The organism is Cystobacter fuscus, from assembly GCF_002305875.1.
GTDB lineage: Bacteria > Myxococcota > Myxococcia > Myxococcales > Myxococcaceae > Cystobacter > Cystobacter fuscus_A.
In genome coordinates, this window is sequence record NZ_CP022098.1 from 3,457,362 (window position 1) to 3,475,054 (window position 17,693).

At 66.6% G+C, this 17,693-nt stretch carries 11 protein-coding genes; 6 read left to right on the top strand and 5 right to left on the bottom strand.

The window, feature by feature from the left end:
* Nucleotides 1-94 precede the first annotated feature (94 nt).
* A complete protein-coding gene (locus tag CYFUS_RS14330) occupies nt 95-2,263 on the bottom strand; it encodes a hypothetical protein (protein ID WP_095985733.1) in 2,169 nt (722 codons plus the stop codon).
* Nucleotides 2,264-2,290: 27 nt separating this feature from the next.
* Nucleotides 2,291-6,631, bottom strand: a complete 4,341-nt coding sequence (locus tag CYFUS_RS14335; RefSeq protein ID WP_157758446.1) for a hypothetical protein — start codon at nt 6,629-6,631, stop codon at nt 2,291-2,293.
* Between the two features lie 429 nt (nt 6,632-7,060).
* Here CYFUS_RS14335 and CYFUS_RS14340 point away from each other — a divergent pair, with 429 nt between their 5' ends.
* The gene (locus CYFUS_RS14340) at nt 7,061-7,252 is read left to right on the top strand and encodes a hypothetical protein (RefSeq protein WP_095985735.1); all 192 of its coding nucleotides are present in this window, start codon (nt 7,061-7,063) and stop codon (nt 7,250-7,252) included.
* 591 nt (nt 7,253-7,843) lie between these two features.
* On the opposite strand, the gene CYFUS_RS14345 is transcribed toward CYFUS_RS14340, so the two are convergent.
* Together CYFUS_RS14345 and CYFUS_RS14350 are read right to left on the bottom strand one after the other, a co-directional pair.
* Nucleotides 7,844-9,109, bottom strand: a complete 1,266-nt coding sequence (locus CYFUS_RS14345; protein ID WP_095985736.1) for a hypothetical protein — start codon at nt 9,107-9,109, stop codon at nt 7,844-7,846.
* 183 nt (nt 9,110-9,292) lie between these two features.
* The gene (locus CYFUS_RS14350) at nt 9,293-10,810 is read right to left on the bottom strand and encodes a Crp/Fnr family transcriptional regulator (protein ID WP_095985737.1); all 1,518 of its coding nucleotides are present in this window, start codon (nt 10,808-10,810) and stop codon (nt 9,293-9,295) included.
* A gap of 169 nt (nt 10,811-10,979) precedes the next feature.
* On the opposite strand from CYFUS_RS14350, the gene pip reads away from it, so the two are divergent.
* Nucleotides 10,980-11,939, top strand: a complete 960-nt coding sequence (pip, locus tag CYFUS_RS14355; RefSeq protein WP_095985738.1) for a prolyl aminopeptidase — start codon at nt 10,980-10,982, stop codon at nt 11,937-11,939.
* Between the two features lie 8 nt (nt 11,940-11,947).
* On the opposite strand, the gene CYFUS_RS14360 is transcribed toward pip, so the two are convergent.
* Nucleotides 11,948-13,585 (bottom strand): CocE/NonD family hydrolase, encoded by a 1,638-nt coding sequence (locus CYFUS_RS14360; RefSeq protein WP_095985739.1) that lies wholly within the window; start codon nt 13,583-13,585, stop codon nt 11,948-11,950.
* 299 nt (nt 13,586-13,884) lie between these two features.
* Between CYFUS_RS14360 and CYFUS_RS14365 the strand changes: the two genes are divergently transcribed.
* The 4 genes from CYFUS_RS14365 (at nt 13,885) to CYFUS_RS14380 (ending at nt 17,691) form a co-directional block, all read left to right on the top strand.
* Nucleotides 13,885-14,682 carry an isoprenyl transferase gene (locus tag CYFUS_RS14365; protein WP_095985740.1) on the top strand — a complete coding sequence of 266 codons (798 nt, stop codon included), beginning with the start codon at nt 13,885-13,887 and terminating at the stop codon, nt 14,680-14,682.
* Nucleotides 14,679-15,506, top strand: a complete 828-nt coding sequence (locus CYFUS_RS14370) for a phosphatidate cytidylyltransferase (RefSeq protein WP_095985741.1) — start codon at nt 14,679-14,681, stop codon at nt 15,504-15,506. The genes CYFUS_RS14365 and CYFUS_RS14370 overlap by 4 nt, the downstream gene beginning before the upstream one ends.
* A gap of 78 nt (nt 15,507-15,584) precedes the next feature.
* Complete coding sequence (rseP, locus tag CYFUS_RS14375; RefSeq protein WP_095985742.1) at nt 15,585-17,219, top strand: RIP metalloprotease RseP; 1,635 nt, start codon at nt 15,585-15,587, stop codon at nt 17,217-17,219.
* A gap of 10 nt (nt 17,220-17,229) precedes the next feature.
* Nucleotides 17,230-17,691, top strand: a complete 462-nt coding sequence (locus tag CYFUS_RS14380; protein ID WP_095985743.1) for a septal ring lytic transglycosylase RlpA family protein — start codon at nt 17,230-17,232, stop codon at nt 17,689-17,691.
* The last annotated feature ends 2 nt before the right edge of the window (nt 17,692-17,693 follow it).

Below are 17,693 nucleotides of genomic sequence, written 5' to 3' on the forward strand. Positions count from 1 at the left end.
TCGCGGCGGGATAAAGAGAGACAGAATTCAGAGGGTCCGGGAGTTTCCCGAGATGAGTGTGGTCGATTCCGTCCACGCCTCGACTCATCACCCGCTACCCGTTTTTCTTCTCCGAGCGGACCTTGCGCGCCTGGCGGAGCTCCTCCTGCGTCATGCGCGGCCACTTCTCCGGGTGCTTGAACGCGTAGAACAGGAAGTCATCCGCCTTCTTCCCGCCGGAAGCGGCTTGGGCGGGTTGGAGCTGGTTGTTGATGCAGACCAGGGCCTTGTCACCGCCTTGCGACACGAAGGCAGGGGTGGAGCGGCCCTTCCCGCTCTGGGCTTGCGGACTGTAGAAGTAGACCACGTCGCCCATGTTTCCCGCCTGCCGCATGAAGATGGGCGTCACCACGTCGATGATGGCCTTCACCTTGTCGCGATCGCGCATCTGTGAATGGGCGGGCGCCCGCATGCACTGGAGGGCCTCCTGATAGATCGTCTTCTGGTAGGCCTCGAAGCCCGTGTTCTGGATGACCTCGGCCGCCGAGAGGCAGTCCTTCCAGATTTCGTATTTGCGTCCCACCCGGTTCATGATCGTGTGGGCGACACCCGCCCAGGCCGTCGGGCTCTGACCGATGGCCTCGCCACAGATCGTGGCGACGAAGATCTCGAATTCCTCCCGCCGAGCCGCGGGGACGACGGGCATGGGCGAGTAGAGCGCCTCGATGTGGCCCGCGGGGGTGACGGAGTTGGAGCTGCAGACCCCCGAGGCGAAGACGCGTGAGACGAACGTGCCGGAATCAAAGGGAGCGAAGCCGGCGGAGGCGTTGTGGCCCTCGCGCGCCGCGTAGTCCGTGATGGCCCAGACGGGCACGTTCTTGTCCGCCCCGTGGGGCATGGGCGTCAGGACCACGAACACCTCCAGGCCCTTGACCTTCTTGAGTGCCTGCACGTCCTCGCGCGGCAGGGTCTTCAAGTCGAAGAGCGTGTGCTGGAACCTGTTCTGGTGGCTCGTGACCGACAGGTTCTCCAGTGGAGCCAGCCGCGTCTGGATGTCATCCGGTGAGCACGTCGCCAGGAAGAAGAAGTCCTCGTTCCGGGGCGCGCGGGAGTGGTTGCCCGCGTTGGACAGGCGCTCGGAGAGCAGCTCCAGGAAGAAGCCCTCCAGGTAGTCGCCCAACTCCGCGATCCGTTGCGTGTCGGCCTCCGTGTACAGGACATAGGGGGTGAGCTGGAGGTCCAGCGCCACGTTCTCGTGGAAGCCCTCGAACGCGCCCTGGATGGCCAGTTCGCCGTTGTTCAGCGACACCGAGAAGTCCCTCAACCGGGGCCTGTCCACCGTGAGCGCGGGCCGGGGGAGCGGCCGGAGCTGTTCCAGCGGCGCGGCCGGTTTCTGGGCGCTCTTCTCCTTCTTCTCCGGAGCGGGAGGAGGCGGGCGCGTGAGCATGAGCTGATACTGGAACGCCAGCTTCGGTGTCGACTCGACCCCGCCCGTCGCCAGGAGGTGGTCCTCGTTCCACTCCCCCTCCGCATCGCCCGGCGTGGAGGCGAACCCCACCTTCCAGTGCAAGCGCGGGGCTGCCGCGGAGTCCCCGACCACCCACTCCATCCGGACCCTCGCCTGCTCATCGGGCTCCAAACCCTCGGGCGGCGTGGGATGGATGTCCACCGTCGCCTGGAGCCCCTTGAAGAGCTCGCAGAAGTCCGGCTCGAGCTGGATGCCGGACCCGACGTGCATCCCGAGCAGGCCGATCGCCTTCTGGAACTTCTCCTCGAATGCGGGGGCGAGGAGGCTGAAGCGGATGTCCGCCTTCAACGCGTAGGCGATGCTCTTGGGATCCGTGGGGAGCACCTCGACGGCTTGATTGCCGAAGAGGGACGGCTCGATCCGGTAGCCCATGCGCCCCGTGCCAATGAGGCCGAGTTCCAGGATGGAGACACGCAGCGGCCGGTGCCCCGTGGCATCCTTCTCCAGGACCTGGAAGGTCTTCCCCTTGGGAACGAGCCAGGTCTCGCGTGGGTGGGAGGCCCGCTTGTCGGCGAGGCTGTCCCCCTGGATGATCCATTCGAGCCGGCACGGTATCGGCTCGATCACGTTCTCGCAGCCGCCCCCTATCTGGAGGGGCCAGTCGTTCAGGTCGCGCGGCGCGGGTTGCTCCTTGCGCTCGGGGGTGAGGACGATGCGAGGCGCCGCCCGGATCCGCAGGACCCCGTCGTAGCCCAGCGGAAGGTGGCAGGTCGTGGACGGCGCTTCGCTCCCGGGAGCGTTCTCGGTCGGTGCCATGTGGGTTTCCCTTTCCAGGGCGCGGAATCAGCTCTCGAGTTTGAACGGGGCGCTGCACGGCTTCATGTCGGTCTGGCGCACGGGCCTCGGCTTCTTGCTCTTGGCGTCGAGTGGGCGCTGGACCGAGAACTGGTACTGGACGCCGGGAACCAGTGCCTGGACCTCGACGGTCGCGACGAAGTCGCCATTCGGATCACAACCCCCGCGTGGACTCTTCGGGTGCGGCGTGGCGTACCGGATGTTCTCTGGCTTCGGCTTCGAGGCGCTGTTCTCGGGAGCTTTGTCCTTCGAATCGAAGTCGATGACGAGCTCGAATTCTCGGGCGACCGCCCAGGCGGCTTCATCCTTCGTGCCGGGCACTGGCACTTCGACGCCCTCGGCATGGCAGCGCAGCTCCACCACCTCGCCCTTGCGCTCCACCTTCAGGCCGCCCTCCCACCGGGGCGTGAAGTCATACTTGCCCTCCGCCTGCAGGCTCTTGAGGTCGGCGCCCGGGTCGAGCGAGACGAGCTCCAGCTTGAGTTGATGGACCCCTTCGAGGCTCGCCGCCTTGCTTCCGGCGGGGTAGGGCACGCGCGCCGAGACGAGCCAGTCCGCCACGCCCTCTCCACTCCGGACAGCGAGCTTCTTGGGTTTCAACGCGGCGAAGTTCTTGAGGACCTCCCACTTCTGGCTTCCCGGGAGGAGGCGCGAGAAGCGGGCGGTGAACTTGTTGAGATCCTCGGGCGTTCCGGACACGCACGCGGAAATCTCCAGCTCGCACACGCCTCTCCTGGGAACGGGCTTGAAGGCGAGCACGGCGCGTGTCTGGGGATCCATCGGGCGAAAGCCCACCTTCCGGTACAGCCCCGGCCGGGGGTGGGAGATGCGCAGGCTGTCGGACGCCTCCGCCTTCAACTCCTCGAAGCGTGCCCGCGTGATGGAACCATCACCCTCGCCCGTGGTCTCGCCGCCAAAGGGGTACAGCAGGGGGAGCCCGCTCAGGGCGGTGAAGTCGAACCAATAGAAGCGCTCGGCGCCGGGGGGGAGGTCTCCCCGGGCGAGCAGGTCGAAGAGCCGGCCGGGGTGGAAGGAGACGGACAACCAGTTCTTGCGTCCGGGGTGCGCGGTGAGCCGCAGGAGCCGCTTGTCCGTGGGATCCGCCACATCCACGTCGAAGGTGCCCGCCTCCGCGGCGGCCACGCGCACCCGGTCCGCCACGCCCTTGCCCTCGACGTTGAGGACGCACGCGAGGCCCCCGGTTTCGATGCGCACGAGCGGAGGCAGCTTCTTGTTCTGGGCGGCGACCTGGCCGAGCGCCGCCACGAGCATGACGTGCAGGCGTGGGGACTGGCCCGCGCGGCAGGCGCTCTCGTACTTCGAGTAGGGGAGGGCGCCGAGCTTGGATCTGGCCGTCGTGGGCTTGTTCTTGAGGACGAACTCGCACGCCTCGTCGAAGAGCCACAGCGCCTGCTGCCGTGGAGCCTCGCAGCGGGCGGACGCGAAGCGGACGTCGAGGGTCGTCTTCTTGCCCTTCGTGACCAGCTTCTCCACCTCCGCGTTCTGCTCCTCGAGGGCGGCGCGGTGCTTGTCCGGCTTGCCGTCGAACTGGAGGGAGCAGGACAGACCGTCCTCCTCGAGCGTCAGCAGCTCGAAGGGGAGCTTCTTCTCCTTGAGCACGGCGAGCCCCTTCACGAGCCCCCAGCCCACGCGGATGTCCATGGCCGCCAGGCAGTCGTTGAAGGAGACGCGGTCCTTGATGAGGAAGAGCGTCTTCTTTTGTTTCGTGACGACCTTGTCGCCCTCCGCCGTCAGGCCGACGATGAAGTCCTTGGCCTCATCCAGCTTGAACATCTTGTCGTCGAGCGGGGGCCCCTCGCTGGGGCTCATGGGACGCGCGGTGAACGGGATCATCGCCTCGGTTCGAGGCGTGCCGGGGCCCTGTGGCGTCTCGCTGAGCCGCAACGAGATGAAGCCCGGCAGCTCGAGCGGTGCGGGCTCCTCGAAGGGGAAGAACCAGCGCCAGCTTCCATCCGCCAGCCGGATGGGCTGCTCGATGACGATGGGCTCCTCGCCGTCCAGCTCGCCCATGAGCTTCGGGCGGGGAATGGAGAACTCTGTCTGGAGAAGCTCGGACGAGTGCCTGGGCGACAGTGTCTTGGGGGGCGTCGAGGTATCGGTGAGCTCCAGGGTCCAATCGCCCCAGAAGGACAGCGGGAGGGGTTGCACGATGTTCCCCCCGGGGGCGAACTGCCGGCCCGAGGCGATCGGGAGCGTCTTCGCCCCCTGCCGGGCGAGGAGCGTGACCCGGTTGTCCTTGTCGTAGCCGTAGTCCTCGTCGATGACGGTCACCAGGATGCTTTCACCCAGGTGCCGCTCGCCCGCCTTCTTCACGCCACCGAAGTAGAGCGGGCTCGGGTCTTCCTTGCGGAAGCCCGGTACGGGCCAGTTGTCGCGCACGACGGCCTGCTTCTGCTTGTCGAGCACGTTGAGCAGCCAGACGGAAGTGACCGGGTGCAGGTTCTCGATCAGGTGGCCCGGCGCGAGCGCGCCCGAGTCGGAGAAGAGGGGAGTGCTGGCCTTCTCCTCGCCCTCGATGATGCGCGCGATGTGGGCTTCCTTCTCCGGATCACACCACGCGACCTGCGACACATCCTCTTCCTTCGGTTGCTCCTGGCCCTGCTCCTCGAGCGCGGCGATCAACTTCTTGAGGACCGTCCTGGCGTGCTCGGGGACCCACTCGTTCTTCTGGATGAGACGGACGTTGCGCCAGCGCCGGGTGATGCCCTCGACGAACATCCGGCCGTCGGCACCCGGCAGGGACATGGTCTGGTCGATGACGAAGCCGCTCGCCGCCTTGAGGCGCATCCGCTCGGCGAGCGCGGGCACCATCAACGAGAACGAGAGCAGTCTGTCCTTGGCCTCGCCGAGTTTCTTCGCGTCGATCTTGAGGCTCGCGGGTTTGCAACCGGCGCTGCTCCCCGCGAAGGGGCCACAATCGCAGCCCTTGAGGGGGCGCGGCATGGGCTTCCAGTCGTTCCCGTCCGCTCGCTCGAAGAGCAGCTCGAGTTCGTAGCTGCCACCGGAGACCATGCTGTTCTGGGCTGGAGGGGGCAGGTAGACGGTTTCGAGCTCGAGCGTCAGCGGGTAGTTGAAGCGGTGGCAGGACTCCCAGTCGGGGGCCTTGGCCTGGGGCGCGAAGGAGGTGTTCTGGTCGAGGAAGTTCGCGACGGCGGGGCCGTAGCCGAAACCGCCGTCATCGGACTGACTGGACTGGGCGAAGTACTGGTGGGTCGCCTTGTTGAAGTCCGCCTGGTCCTCCGGGGGGAGGGTCGTCGTGAGGTGGTTCTTGAGCTCATCGAGCTCCAGGAAGTTGTCCTGGGTGTCTTCCTTGAGTTCGACGAAACGGGGCTTGCCGCCGTCCTTGGTGTCGAGCTTCTCCGCCAGCTCGACGAGCAGCTTGATGCCATTGTCGGGGGCGTCTTCCGGGCTGAACACCTGGAAGTGCATGAACCCCGCGTCGACCTTCATCTCCTTGCTCTTGCGGGCGAAGGCCGGCGCATTGCGCTCGTCCTCGAAGTCCTTGAGGTGTCCGTGGAGGATCGCGCTGTGGCCTGGCAGGGGGCGCAAGAAGCCGAGGAGCTCTCCGGCCTCCACGGGGAAGAAGGGCTCCGCGAAGGTGATGACCTGGCCCTTCTCGAGTGCGATCAGCGCGGCCTTGAGATTGGCCGGGGGCGCCTTGTAGAGCCAGTGGACCTGTCCCTTGTCGTCACAGACGGTGATGTCTTCGAGGGAGAGATTGTCGGCGAGCACCTTGCAGACCCGCTTCGGGCCGCCGGGCTTGGGGGGCTCCTGGTCGGAAGGGGGAACCGGCTCCTGGGCCCAGCGAAGCGTGCCGGGCTCGGCCCCCTGGCCGGAGATGTTGACCCAGGCCCCGAAACGCCGCTTGTACAGCTCGCGGAACCAGGGGACCTGGCTGAAGTAGTTGTCCAGCATCGAGGGCTTCTGGCTCGGCTTGTCCGCGAAGCCAGGCGGAAAGACGGGGGAGCTCAGATGCATGTAGAGCGAGTAGAACGTGCCCCGGCGGGGCCTGGCCTGTGAATCGGAGGGCACCTCCTCGAGCTCGTGGCGGACGAGGACGAACCCCGGCCAGTTGCCAAAAGCCTCGAGGACGCCGTCCTGGAGGCACGGGGCCTTGTCACCGGGAAGGCGGGCGGCCACGACATAACCGGGGGCGGCGGCATTGACGGGAGCGAGCTTCTGCTCCGCGGGCGGGAAGAAATGGACACCGCCGTGGAGGTTGCGCTGGAGGCCGAGCACGTAATAGCCGCCGATGCCGGTGTCGAGCGACTCGTTGTTGTGGTAGCCCTGCCAGGGGCTGGTGGACACGGTGTTCCCGCGCAAGGGAAAGCTGTATCGGGGCCGGCTGAAGCTGCTGTCGATCACCTCGGAGGGAGCGGTGGTCCGTGTTTCTCGGTAGCAGTAGCGTCCACAGGGAGTCTGTGAATGATCCAGGAACCGATCATACGTGGACCCCCTGGTTTCAGGATTCTTTTCAAAGAATGCCTTTGCTCGTACCAGATTGAAGGAGGCGAACCCTTTCATGCCGGAAACTCCAAGATTCATGCCGGCACGTATCCTGAAAATCATGTGATCTGGACCAATCTTGGCACCTAGATCACGATAGCCATTGGCGTTTGGCGCGGAAAGCAACCCACCACTGACAAGGCCGTATTTGGAGGATGGATCCGCGGTTACCAGCCAGAGCTGTTCTTCCCCCCCGATCTGCAGGATGCAATAGCCAGCGATGACAATGATATGAAGAGGATTACGGGCAAGATCCTTGTTCCATTTTCCAAGGCCCGTGTAGATGACCACCGGGTTGTTGGCCCGCAGGCACTCGATGATGTGGGCGAATCTTTCCCGGAGCCGTGGTTCGCTGCCTTTGATGGCATCGGCGTCATGACGCATGGCTTTGGGGAGCAGATTGCCGATGTCCGCATCTTCTGAACTCGGTGTTCGATAGCGGAGAACACCTCCAAGTCCAGTTGGACGAACACCTCTAGAAGGAAATATAAGCTCTAGTGGAAGCGGAACCTCTCCATCTGGATCGGAGTGGAACTGTGAGTAATCTCCCCCTATTTCGTAATTTGCCTTCGGATATGTCGTCCATCCTCTCTTGAAGGAATCATCCGCGGGGATGCCAAAAAAAGCACGTTCTCCCCTGGGATACCGAAGGTCGAGCATGCAAGCGGGGTCGCCTGCTCTCGAATGCGTAATGTACTTCTGACGTTGATCGCCCCCTTTGATGAGTTGGTAGTAATTGTAAACCATGGATGCCGAAGTGCGTCCACACCAGTCTGGATTTTCGGCGTCAATCACCTTTTGCCCAAGCAGCGGGACCTTGAGCACATGCCATTCCTTCGCTTGTCGCTTGATCTCTTCTGGGAATTCGTATTGATCAATAGGAAAAACGCGAAGGACCGAGTTGGACTTGCTGTCTTGCTCTATGATGTTGGTGCGTACGCCTATGCCTTTCTCGTTTTCCTCGAGAAAAAACTCCTGCTGAATTCCCATTTTCGCCCCCCCCCTTGGGTGGTATTACTCGTCGCTGTTATTGCAATGTTGGTGACGAACTTTGTTGGGTGCGCCTTTGTTTATGGAGTAATGCTCATCCAGCGTGTGGCTTTTTCCATCCGACCCTTGGGCTTGTTCGAGCTTCCATCGAGCGATGCCCTGTTCGTCTGTTGGCCAGGTCAGTGTGATTGAATCCTGGCAGCCCTGATGATTGCAGAGTTGTAGCTTGTAGATGGAGTCGTCTTTTGAAATATCCTTGACTCTGTCGACTTGTCGGAAGTCTCCCTCGGGTAGATCGCTGGTTAGAACGCTTGCTCGGTGATGCAAGTCTATCCGCAGTACGCTTCCACTGATGGATCCGCAGTTGACCAGGATGAATCTTTCCCCTGATTGTTCCTGCAGTTTGTACCAGACGGGGGGGAGCGAACGGAAGATTTGGTAGGCCTCCGAGGATAGCGTCGGCATATCCGCGGATTCCGAATCGAACATTGAGTACTTGTCTTCGCTCCGCGCCGAGGGGCGTGCCCCCTTTTGCAATGAAGCCCTGAGTGTATCCGAGAGCGTGGACCTGCTTCGCGACTCAATTACGATATTGAATTCATCATCCTCGGGATCGAACCGGCCCTTCGCTCTCGACTTCATGTACCCGGTGTAGACGACCAGATTGCCCTCCCGGAACATGGCGCTGACGAAACGGCTGTCCCTGATGCTGAGTTGATGCCAGTCGTATTCAATCTTCTCCAGTTCATCGGTCAGGCATTGCTCGTGGGTCCTTCGGTTTTGCTGCGCGCGCTCATTGCACACGACGAGGAAGGACTCGTGGAGGCCGCCCTTTCTCTTGTCCTTGGCGAGTTGCTTGAAGTTGACGTCGAAGAAGAGCTGGGAGAGCAGTTGGGACGCCTGCTCGTTCTGCGGGTCCAGCGTGGCCGCGCGCGCCGCGGCGTCCAGGCGCTCCTTGGTGCTCTTCGCCACGTCCTGGGCCTGCGCCAGCAGCGCCTCCAGGCTGGGCTTGTCCGCCCCCACGAGCTTCTCCAGCGTGAAGCCCTCCGTCTCGCCGCACTTCAGGCGCACCCACCCCTTCTTCTCCGCGCCTTCCAGCTTCTGGCACTCCGTACCGATGAGGACCTTCTTCACCACCTCCCCATCCGTGCTCTCGCCGCCGCGCAGATTCACCTCCGAGCCCTGGATGTAGACGGGCCCGGCCTCCTGCGCCCGGCTCGGCGTCCCCCAGCTCACTCCCAGACACAGCGCCCAGGTGCATAGGTGAATCCCACTGGTCCTCTTCTTCATGAATCCTTCCCTCGAGAATGTAGGGCGGGGTGGGCCCGCGTCGGCGCCAGTCAAGGCGGGCCCCTCCTGTCCCGCCGGGCCGACGTTCCTCACGAGGCGGCAGCCTGCTCGAAGCGCCGGATTGGGGTCAAGGACGGCTCCGGCCGCGCCACATTCATGCGCTGGCAGCTCCTACTCTCGGTGCTAGGCCGCGAAGCGCGGGGGCGCGGCCTTGTCGTCTCCCCGCACCGCTTCCGGCTTCAGGAGGACGAACCGCGTGCTCTCCCGGGCCTCCACCTGGAGTGGCTTCCGGGCCTCCAGGAGCGTGGCGCCCCGCTGGGACACCCTCAGTCCCTCGTGCTCGAAATCCACCGCGCCCGACAACACGAAGAGCTGGGCGCCCTCTTCGAGCTCCTGCACCTCTCCTGGCGCCAGCTCGTGGTGCTCGCCGTGCTGGAACAGGCCGAGCCGATCCTTGCGCCCGAGGAACCCGTACCGCTCGAACCCGCGCACCAGGTCGTCGAAGCGCCGCTCGGCGAACGTCTTCCACATCCCCTCGCGCAGATGCTCATCCCCCTCGAGCAGTGGCAGCAGCGCCGAGCGGGGAATGCGCACCAGTGTCGAGGCCGCCGCCGTGCGGATGGAGGCCGAGCGGCGCTCGCCCGTGAGCAGGGCGCTCTCCCCGAACACGGTGCCGCCGCCGAGCTCGTCCACGAGCGTCTCGCCGTGGGCCGTGGGGGCCAGCACGTAGACCGCGCCGCGCTCGAGCAGGTACAGCTCGTCGCTGGTGCTGCCCGCCTGGAAGACGTACTGGCCCGCGGGCAGCACGTGGCGCTCCGCGCGTGTGGCAATGCGGCGCAGGGTGGTCTCGTCGAGGTGGGCGAGGAATGGCACGCGGCGCAACGATTGGACCATCTGGGTGGAGCGCAGGTGGGCCCCGAGCCACGTGCGCTGCACCCGGGCCGCGAGTTTCTCCAGGGGCTGGCGCAGCCGCCGCTCCACCTGGGTCCGGGCGATGCTCAGCAGGTTGCTCGGGGTGATGGGCATCACCGTCACCAGTCCGTGCCCCTGGCCATAGCCCGGGTTGGCCTCGATGAAGTAGCGCGCCCCGGGCTTGTCACAGTGTTTCCAGTACTCGCTCTCCATCTCCGACTCGCGCGTGCGCCAGCCGACCCGGCGGATCAGCGGCCGGGCCGGATCCACCATCTCCTGGCCGAACTCCGAGGCCAGCGCGGACATGAAGGACAGCAGCTCCGGTGGCGTCTCCTGTTCGCGCCGCGGCCACACCTCGGCGCAGTGGCTGGCGAACAGCGAATAGCTGGACGGGTGCACCAGCGAGCCCAGGTAGAGCACGCGCCGGCCCGGGTGCCTCAGCACGTAGCGCGCCACCCGCGTCACGAAGAAGCGCGCGTTGACGTTGCCTCCCCGGTAGGCGCGCAGCGAGCCCGCCTCCGCGCGGAACACGGCCAGGGGCTCTCCGCCGAGCTGCTTCTCGAAGAGGTGCATGGCGAAGTAGCCGACGAGGGCTCCCTCCTCGTTCTTGTGAACGAGGATCCACGTGTGCTCGGCCTTCGATTCGACGACGTAGTGGGCGAAGGCCTCCCGGTCCACCCCATCGAAGATCTGCTGATGGACGGCGTAGAGGTCGTCGGCGAGCTGGCGGCGCTCCTCGGTGGACAAGGCGTGGGGGCGGATGACGTCGGTGCGCGTGATGCGGGACATGGTGGCCTCGAACGGGAATGTCGTGTCGTGGGGAGTGGCTTGCCCTGACACGAAGCACTCTGCTCCGAGGGGGGCGGGGCGGCTGTGACGGCGCCAACATGCGGCGAGTGAGCGCCGTCACAGAGCGCCCTCTGCTAGGGTGCCCGGCCCGACCGAAAGAGAGGTTGCCATGGCCCCCCCCGCGCTTCGTTCCCTCTACCCGCCCATCGAGCCCTACAACACCGGCCGTCTGCGCGTGTCCACCCTCCATGAGATCTACTTCGAGGAGAGCGGCAACCCGAAGGGCAAGCCGGTGATCTTCGTCCACGGTGGGCCGGGCGGGGGCTCGGATCCCAAACAGCGGCGCTTCTTCGATCCCTCGGCGTACCGCATCGTCCTCTTCGACCAGCGCGGCTGCGGCAGGAGCACGCCCCACGCGTGCGTGGAGGAGAACACCACCTGGCACCTCGTGGAGGACATGGAGGCGCTGCGCCGCCACCTGGGCATCGAGCGGTGGCTCGTCTTCGGGGGCTCGTGGGGGAGCACGCTCGCGCTGGCCTATTCCCAGAAGCACCCGGAGCGCGTCACGGAGCTGGTGCTACGCGGCATCTTCCTCTTGCGCGAGCAGGAGATCCGCTGGTTCTACCAGCACGGCGCGCACACCTTCTTCCCGGATGCGTGGGAGGACTTCCTCGCGCCCATCCCACCCGAGGAGCGTGGAGACCTGGTCCAGGCCTACCACCGGCGATTGATGGGAGAGGATGCCCGGGTGCGCCAGGAAGCGGCTCGGGCCTGGAGCGTCTGGGAGGCCCGGACCAGCAACCTCGTGCCCAACCCGGATCTCATCGCGCTCTTCGGCCAGGACGCGTACTCGCTCGCCTTCGCGCGCATCGAGTGCCACTACTTCGTCCACCGCGCCTTCCTGCGCGATGACACCCAGCTCCTGGACGACGTGCCGCGCATCCGCCACATCCCGGCCGTCATCGTCCAGGGCCGCTACGACATCCCCTGTCCCATCGAGAGCGCCTGGGCCCTGCACAAGGCCTGGCCCGAGGCGGAGCTGAAGATCATCCCGGACGCGGGGCACTCGGCGTACGAGCCGGGCACCACCCACGCGCTCGTCGAGGCCACGGACCGGTTCCGCGTGTAGTTCCTTGCTCAGCCCATGACGGGCAGCACGAGGGCGGAGGGGTGGGCGGGGTCGTGGAAGACGCTCTGGTCGGCGGGCACGAGCGTCTTCGCGGTGGCGAGGGGCTCGCCGCTGCCGGGGTTGCGGGCGAAGCGCGGGTGGGCCCCGCTGGACACCTGGAGCCGGAGGCGGTGGCCCGCGAGGAAGCGGTGGGCGGTGGGCCACAGCTCGATGGTGACGCGCAGGGTGCCATCGGGCTCGGGCGCGGGCTGGCCGGGAACCAGGCGCAGCAGTCCATCGCAGACGTTGAGGGACCTGCCCGAGGCGTCGACGTCGCACAGGCGGGCGAAGAAGTCGGTGTGGGCGAGGCTGGAGCGGACGAAGAGCTCGGCTCGGACGGGGCCGATGACCTCGAGGTCCTTCTCCAAGGGCGCGCTGGTGTACGTGAGGATGTCGGGGCGGGACTCCAGGGGCTGGTTGTCCCGGGGGCCCGCCTCCTTCGTCAGGAGCGCACCGCCCACGGTGGGAGTCGGATCGGCCGGATCGTAGCGGTAGCGGTCGGGCTCCGAGGCTCCGGGCGTGGCGGGAGACAGGCCCCGGCCGGCTTGCAGGTGCCAGCGCTGCGGACGGGCGCCCGGCGGGGGCCACTCCGAGAAGTCGCGCCAGGTGTTCGCGCCCATGACGAAGAGGCGCACGGGGGCCTCGCGCAACAACTGGCGCTCCCCCTTGAGGTGGGCCTTGAGCCACACCAGGGACTCGCGCACGGCGGCCGCCATCCCCTCGGGCGCGACGTGGGTCCAGGGTCCGATGGTCAGGTAGGGGTTGCGTCCGGCCCGGCGGAGCGCGGCGTAGTCATCCACCTGCCAGGGCAGGAAGATGTCGTACCAGCCGCCAATCAGATGGGCGGGGGCGGTGACCTCGGAGACCGAGCCGCTGAAGTCCGCGGGATTCCACCATGGGTCGCCCGCCGCGTCGTGCTCGAGCCAGTCCTGGAAGAAGGGAACGCGCTCGCCGACCGCGAGTGTGTCCATCTCGTTCAAGGGCAGGTGCCGGAAGAGGGGCTTGAGCTTGCGGGCCGCGCCGAGCCGCGCGAGCACGGCGCCCAGTCCGGTCTTCTCCTGGGTGCGCACGAGGTGGACCCAGGACAGCACGGTATCGAGCGAGAAGGCACCGCCCGCGTAGGTCTGGCCACGGAACTGGGACGCGGTCTCGTGCGCCACCATCGCCTTCAAGGAGAGTCCCGCGTCCCGCGCGAGCGCCCATTGCACGAGGCCCAGGTAGCTGGGCCCCAGGGTGGCGAACTCCCCGGAGAACCACTCCTGCCGCTTCATCCACTCGAGCGTCGCCAGCCCATCGGCCCGCTCGTCGCGGAACGGGTCGAACCGGCCTCCCGAGCCGAAGGTGCCGCGCACGCTCTGGACGAGCACCTGGAAGCCACGCTCGGCGAAGAGCCTTCCGAACATGAGCCCGAAGAAGCCCCGCCGGCCATACGGCGAGCGCACCAGGAGGGTGGGAAGCCTGCTGTTCCCGCGAGGCGTGTATCGGTCCGCCAGCAGCTTGACCCCATCGGGCATCGGCACCTCGAGGTCGTGCTCGGCGGTGACGTCGTGGGTATCCGCGGGAGGCAGTTCGAGGAAGCGCGAGAAGACGCGGCTGGCGACGGTCATGCTCGCCAGCCATAACACCCGGCCCCGCGTCTGTCCCTGGGGCGGTCCGCGCGGCGGCTCCCGGATGTCCCGGTGTCCAGATGTCGACCGCGCGCGTCCATCCCACCCGGTTCACCCACCGTGCTCCTCTCCGCCGGCCTGGATTCCGGCTGGGTGGAAAAGAGGGGTGCTTCGGGAAACCCGCCTGGGGAGGAGGGGACCGTTCCCGTTGACGGGACGACCGCTCGGGGGGGCTGGACGACCACTCCCGCACGCGCCCGTGGACGCGGCCCGGTGGGATCTCTATCTTGCGCACCCTCATGGAACGCCCTGCCTCACCCCCTTCTCTGACAGCCCTCGAGCGACTCGTGCAGGAGCGCCCTCTGCCGCGCCATGTGGGTATCATCATGGATGGCAACGGCCGATGGGCGGAGATGCGTGGCCTGCCGCGAATGGAGGGCCACCGCGAGGGCTCCACCAGCGTGCGCGAGGTGACCCGCTGTGCCCGCCGCGTGGGGCTCCAGGCCCTCACCCTCTACGCCTTCTCCTCCCAGAACTGGGCCCGCCCGGCCGAGGAGGTGGCCGCGCTGATGGACTTGCTGCGCGAGTACCTCGAGAGCGAGCGGGAGGAGATCCTGCAGAACGGCATCCGCCTCAACGCCATTGGCGAGGTGGACAAGCTGCCGCGCTTCGTGAAGGAGCCGTTGGACAGGCTGCGCGCGGAGTCGGCGAAGAACACGGGCATGGTGCTCACGCTGGCGCTTTCCTACGGAGGGCGCGAGGAGCTCTTGCAGGCGGCGCGCCGGATGGCCGAGGCCGCCAGCCGGGGCGAGCTGGCGCCCGAGAACCTGGACAGCGAGACCTTCGAGTCCTATCTCTGGACGCACGATCTGCCCGCGGTGGATCTCGTGGTGCGCACCAGTGGCGAGCAGCGCATGTCCAACTTCCTCCTCTGGCAGATGGCGTACGCGGAGCTGTGTTTCAGCGACGTGCTGTGGCCAGACTTCCGGACCGAGGCCTTCCTGCGGTGTCTGGCGCAGTTCCAGCAGCGCGAACGGCGCTTCGGTCTCACCTCCGCGCAAGTCAAGCGAGAGGACTCCCAGCGGGCCAAGGCGTGAACGAGAAGAACAAGAATCTCGTCCTCCGGGCGGTGTCGGCGCTGTCGTTGCTGCCGGTCGTCGTCTTCCTGCTCTACATGGGTGGCCTGTACACCACGCTGCTGTTGGGCGTGGCCTCGGCCATCTGTGTCAGCGAGTACTACCTCATCACCCAGAAGGAGCTGTCGCCCGCGGCCTGGGTGGGCATCGTGCTCGCCGGGGCGCTGCCCTTCCTGGCCCTGCGGCATCCCGAGCGCACGGGAGAGGGGGCCTTCTGGGTCCTGGCCTTCTTCCTCATCTTCGCCTTCACCTACCACCTCATCCGGGGCCCCTTGCAGGATGCGCCCACGCGGGTGGCCCACCTGGTGACGGGCTTCCTGTACGGCTCGGTGGGGCTGACGGCCATGTGCGCCCTGCGCCAGATGCCGGAAGGCCTGATGTGGGTCATCGCCGCGCTCGTCATCACCTGGGCCAATGACACCGTCGCCTATTTCGCCGGGCGGTTCCTGGGCCGCCACAAGCTCTACCCGGCGGTGAGCCCCAACAAGACCTGGGAGGGCTTCGCGGGAGGGCTGGTGGGCTCGGTGGTCGGCATGTTCATCACCCGAGCCGGTTTCTTCCCGCTGCTCACGGTGACGGACTGTGTGTTCCTGGGCATTTGCGGCGGCATCCTCGGGCCCATCGGGGACCTGTGCGAGTCCATGCTCAAGCGCGCCTATGGGGTGAAGGACTCGGGCCGCGCCATGCCGGGGCACGGGGGCATCCTGGACCGGATCGACGCGCTCGTCTTCAACGCGCCCCTGGTCTTCGTCTACGTCACCTTCCTGCGTGGAGTTCTGCCGTAGCATCGAATGTCCGCTCGCCTGGCGACCGGGCCTCGAAGCGGATTGTCGTGCCGGAGGCCCACGGTTACTGTTGGGCCCATGTTTCAAGATACCGCCCTGTTCATCCTGCTGCTCGGCGTGCTCGTCACCGTCCACGAGCTGGGTCACTTCCTGGTGGCCAAGGCCTGTGGGGTGAAGGTCATCCGCTTCTCCATCGGCTTCGGGCCCAAGCTGTTCGCCTTCACCAAGGGGGAGACGGAGTACCAGGTGGCGCTCCTGCCCCTGGGCGGCTACGTGAAGATGGCCGGCGACGCGCCCCACGAGGAACTGGCGCCCGAGGACGCCGAGCGGGGCTTCCTCAACGCTCCGCCGTGGAAGCGCGCGCTCATCGTGGTGGCCGGGCCGGTCTTCAACCTCGTCTTCCCCATCCTCATCTACTTCTTCGTGTTCGTGGGCGCGCACGAGGCCACCTCCACCCGCGTGGGCTTCGTGGATCCGGCCATGCCCGCGGCCGTCGCCGGCATCCGCCCGGGTGACCGCATCACCGCGGTGGAGGGCGAGCCGGTGCGCACCTTCGAGGACCTGCGCGAGTCCTTCGTCGGCCGCTTCGATCGTCCCGTGCCCGTCACCATCGAGCGCGATGGTCAGTCGACGACGCTCAACGTGACGCCGCGGAAGATCGTCGAGTCCAATGCCGTCGACTCGGTGGAGCGGGGCCAGATTGGCATCCAGCCCATCCGCAAGCCCGCGGTGCTGGGCGTGCCCGCGGGCTCGGTCGCCGCCCAGGCGGGATTCAAGAGCTTCGACCGTGTCCTGTCCGTCAACGGGGTGAACATCCCGGACGAGGCGGCGCTCCATGAGCAGCTGGCGAAGCTGCAGGGGCCGCTCGAGGTCACCGTGCAGCGCGTGCTGCCGGTGGAGGTGGGCGCGGTGACGGGCGGCGTGCCCTCGCTCACCACGGTGAAGGTGGAGCGGCAGCCGGGTGGAGATGGTTTCTCCGCCCTGGGCGCCGAGCCCTCGGACATGTACGTGTCGGCCGTGTTCCCCGGCAGCGTGGCGGAGAAGGCCGGCCTGCGCGCGGGAGACCGGCTGGAGAGCTTCAACGGCGAGCCGCTGCGCTCCTTCAACGTCCTGGCCGGAGAGCTGAGCACCCTCAAGGAGAAGTCCTTCACGCTCTCCTGGCGCTCGGCCGAGGACGGGCAGGTGCACACCCAGCAGCTCGCCCAGGTGATGCGCACCAGCACGGACGAGCTGGGCCAGGAGTCCTCGCGGCTGGAGCTGGGCGTGCGGCCCTGGATGCCCTCCTCGGCGGAGCTGCTGCCAGTGGACACGGTGGTGGTGACGCTCGGCGTGGGCGAGGCGCTGCGCGAGGCCGTCGTCGTGGTGCCGAAGATCGTCGGTCAGATGGTGAAGGTCATCGGCGGGCTCGTCAGCGGCCAGGTGTCGACGAAGACGCTCGGCGGCCCGGTGATGATGTACCAGCTGGCCTCCAAGAGCGCGGAGCAGGGCTGGGACAGCTTCCTGCACCTCATGGCCATCATCTCCATCAACCTCGGGGTGATGAACCTGCTGCCCATTCCCATCCTCGACGGCTTCCACCTGCTGTCGGCGTTCTGGGAGGCCATCCGCCGCCGCCCCATTCCGGTGCGCGTGCGCGAGATGGCCAACGTGGTCGGCCTCATCCTGCTCGTGGCGCTCATGGGCATGGCCTTCTTCAACGACATCACCCGGTAGGGAGGTGGGAATGCGGCGGTTGTTCGTGGGAGTGTGCGTGGGGTTGGGGCTGCTGTCGGGTTGTGCCGCGCGTGCCACCCGGGGCGACGAGGACACGGCGGAGCGCGCTTCCGCCACGCGGGGCTACCTGGAGGAGGGACTCGCCTCCTACTACGCCGATCGCTACAACGGCCGGGCCACCGCCAGCGGCGAGAAGCTGGATCCGAAGAAGTACACCGCCGCCCACCCGAAGCTGCCCTTCGGCACGTGCCTGCGGGTGGTGAACATGGAGAACAACCGCTCGGTGGAGGTGCGCGTCAACGATCGGGGCCCCTACGTGAAGGGCCGGGTGGTGGACGTGTCGCACGTCGCGGCGAAGAAGCTGGAGCTCCTGGACAAGGGGCTCGCCCGGGTGCGGCTCTACCGCTGCGCGACCCGCACCTCGCAGCTCGACGTGCAGCTCGACGTGCCCAACGAGTCGCGGGCGGGGTAGAA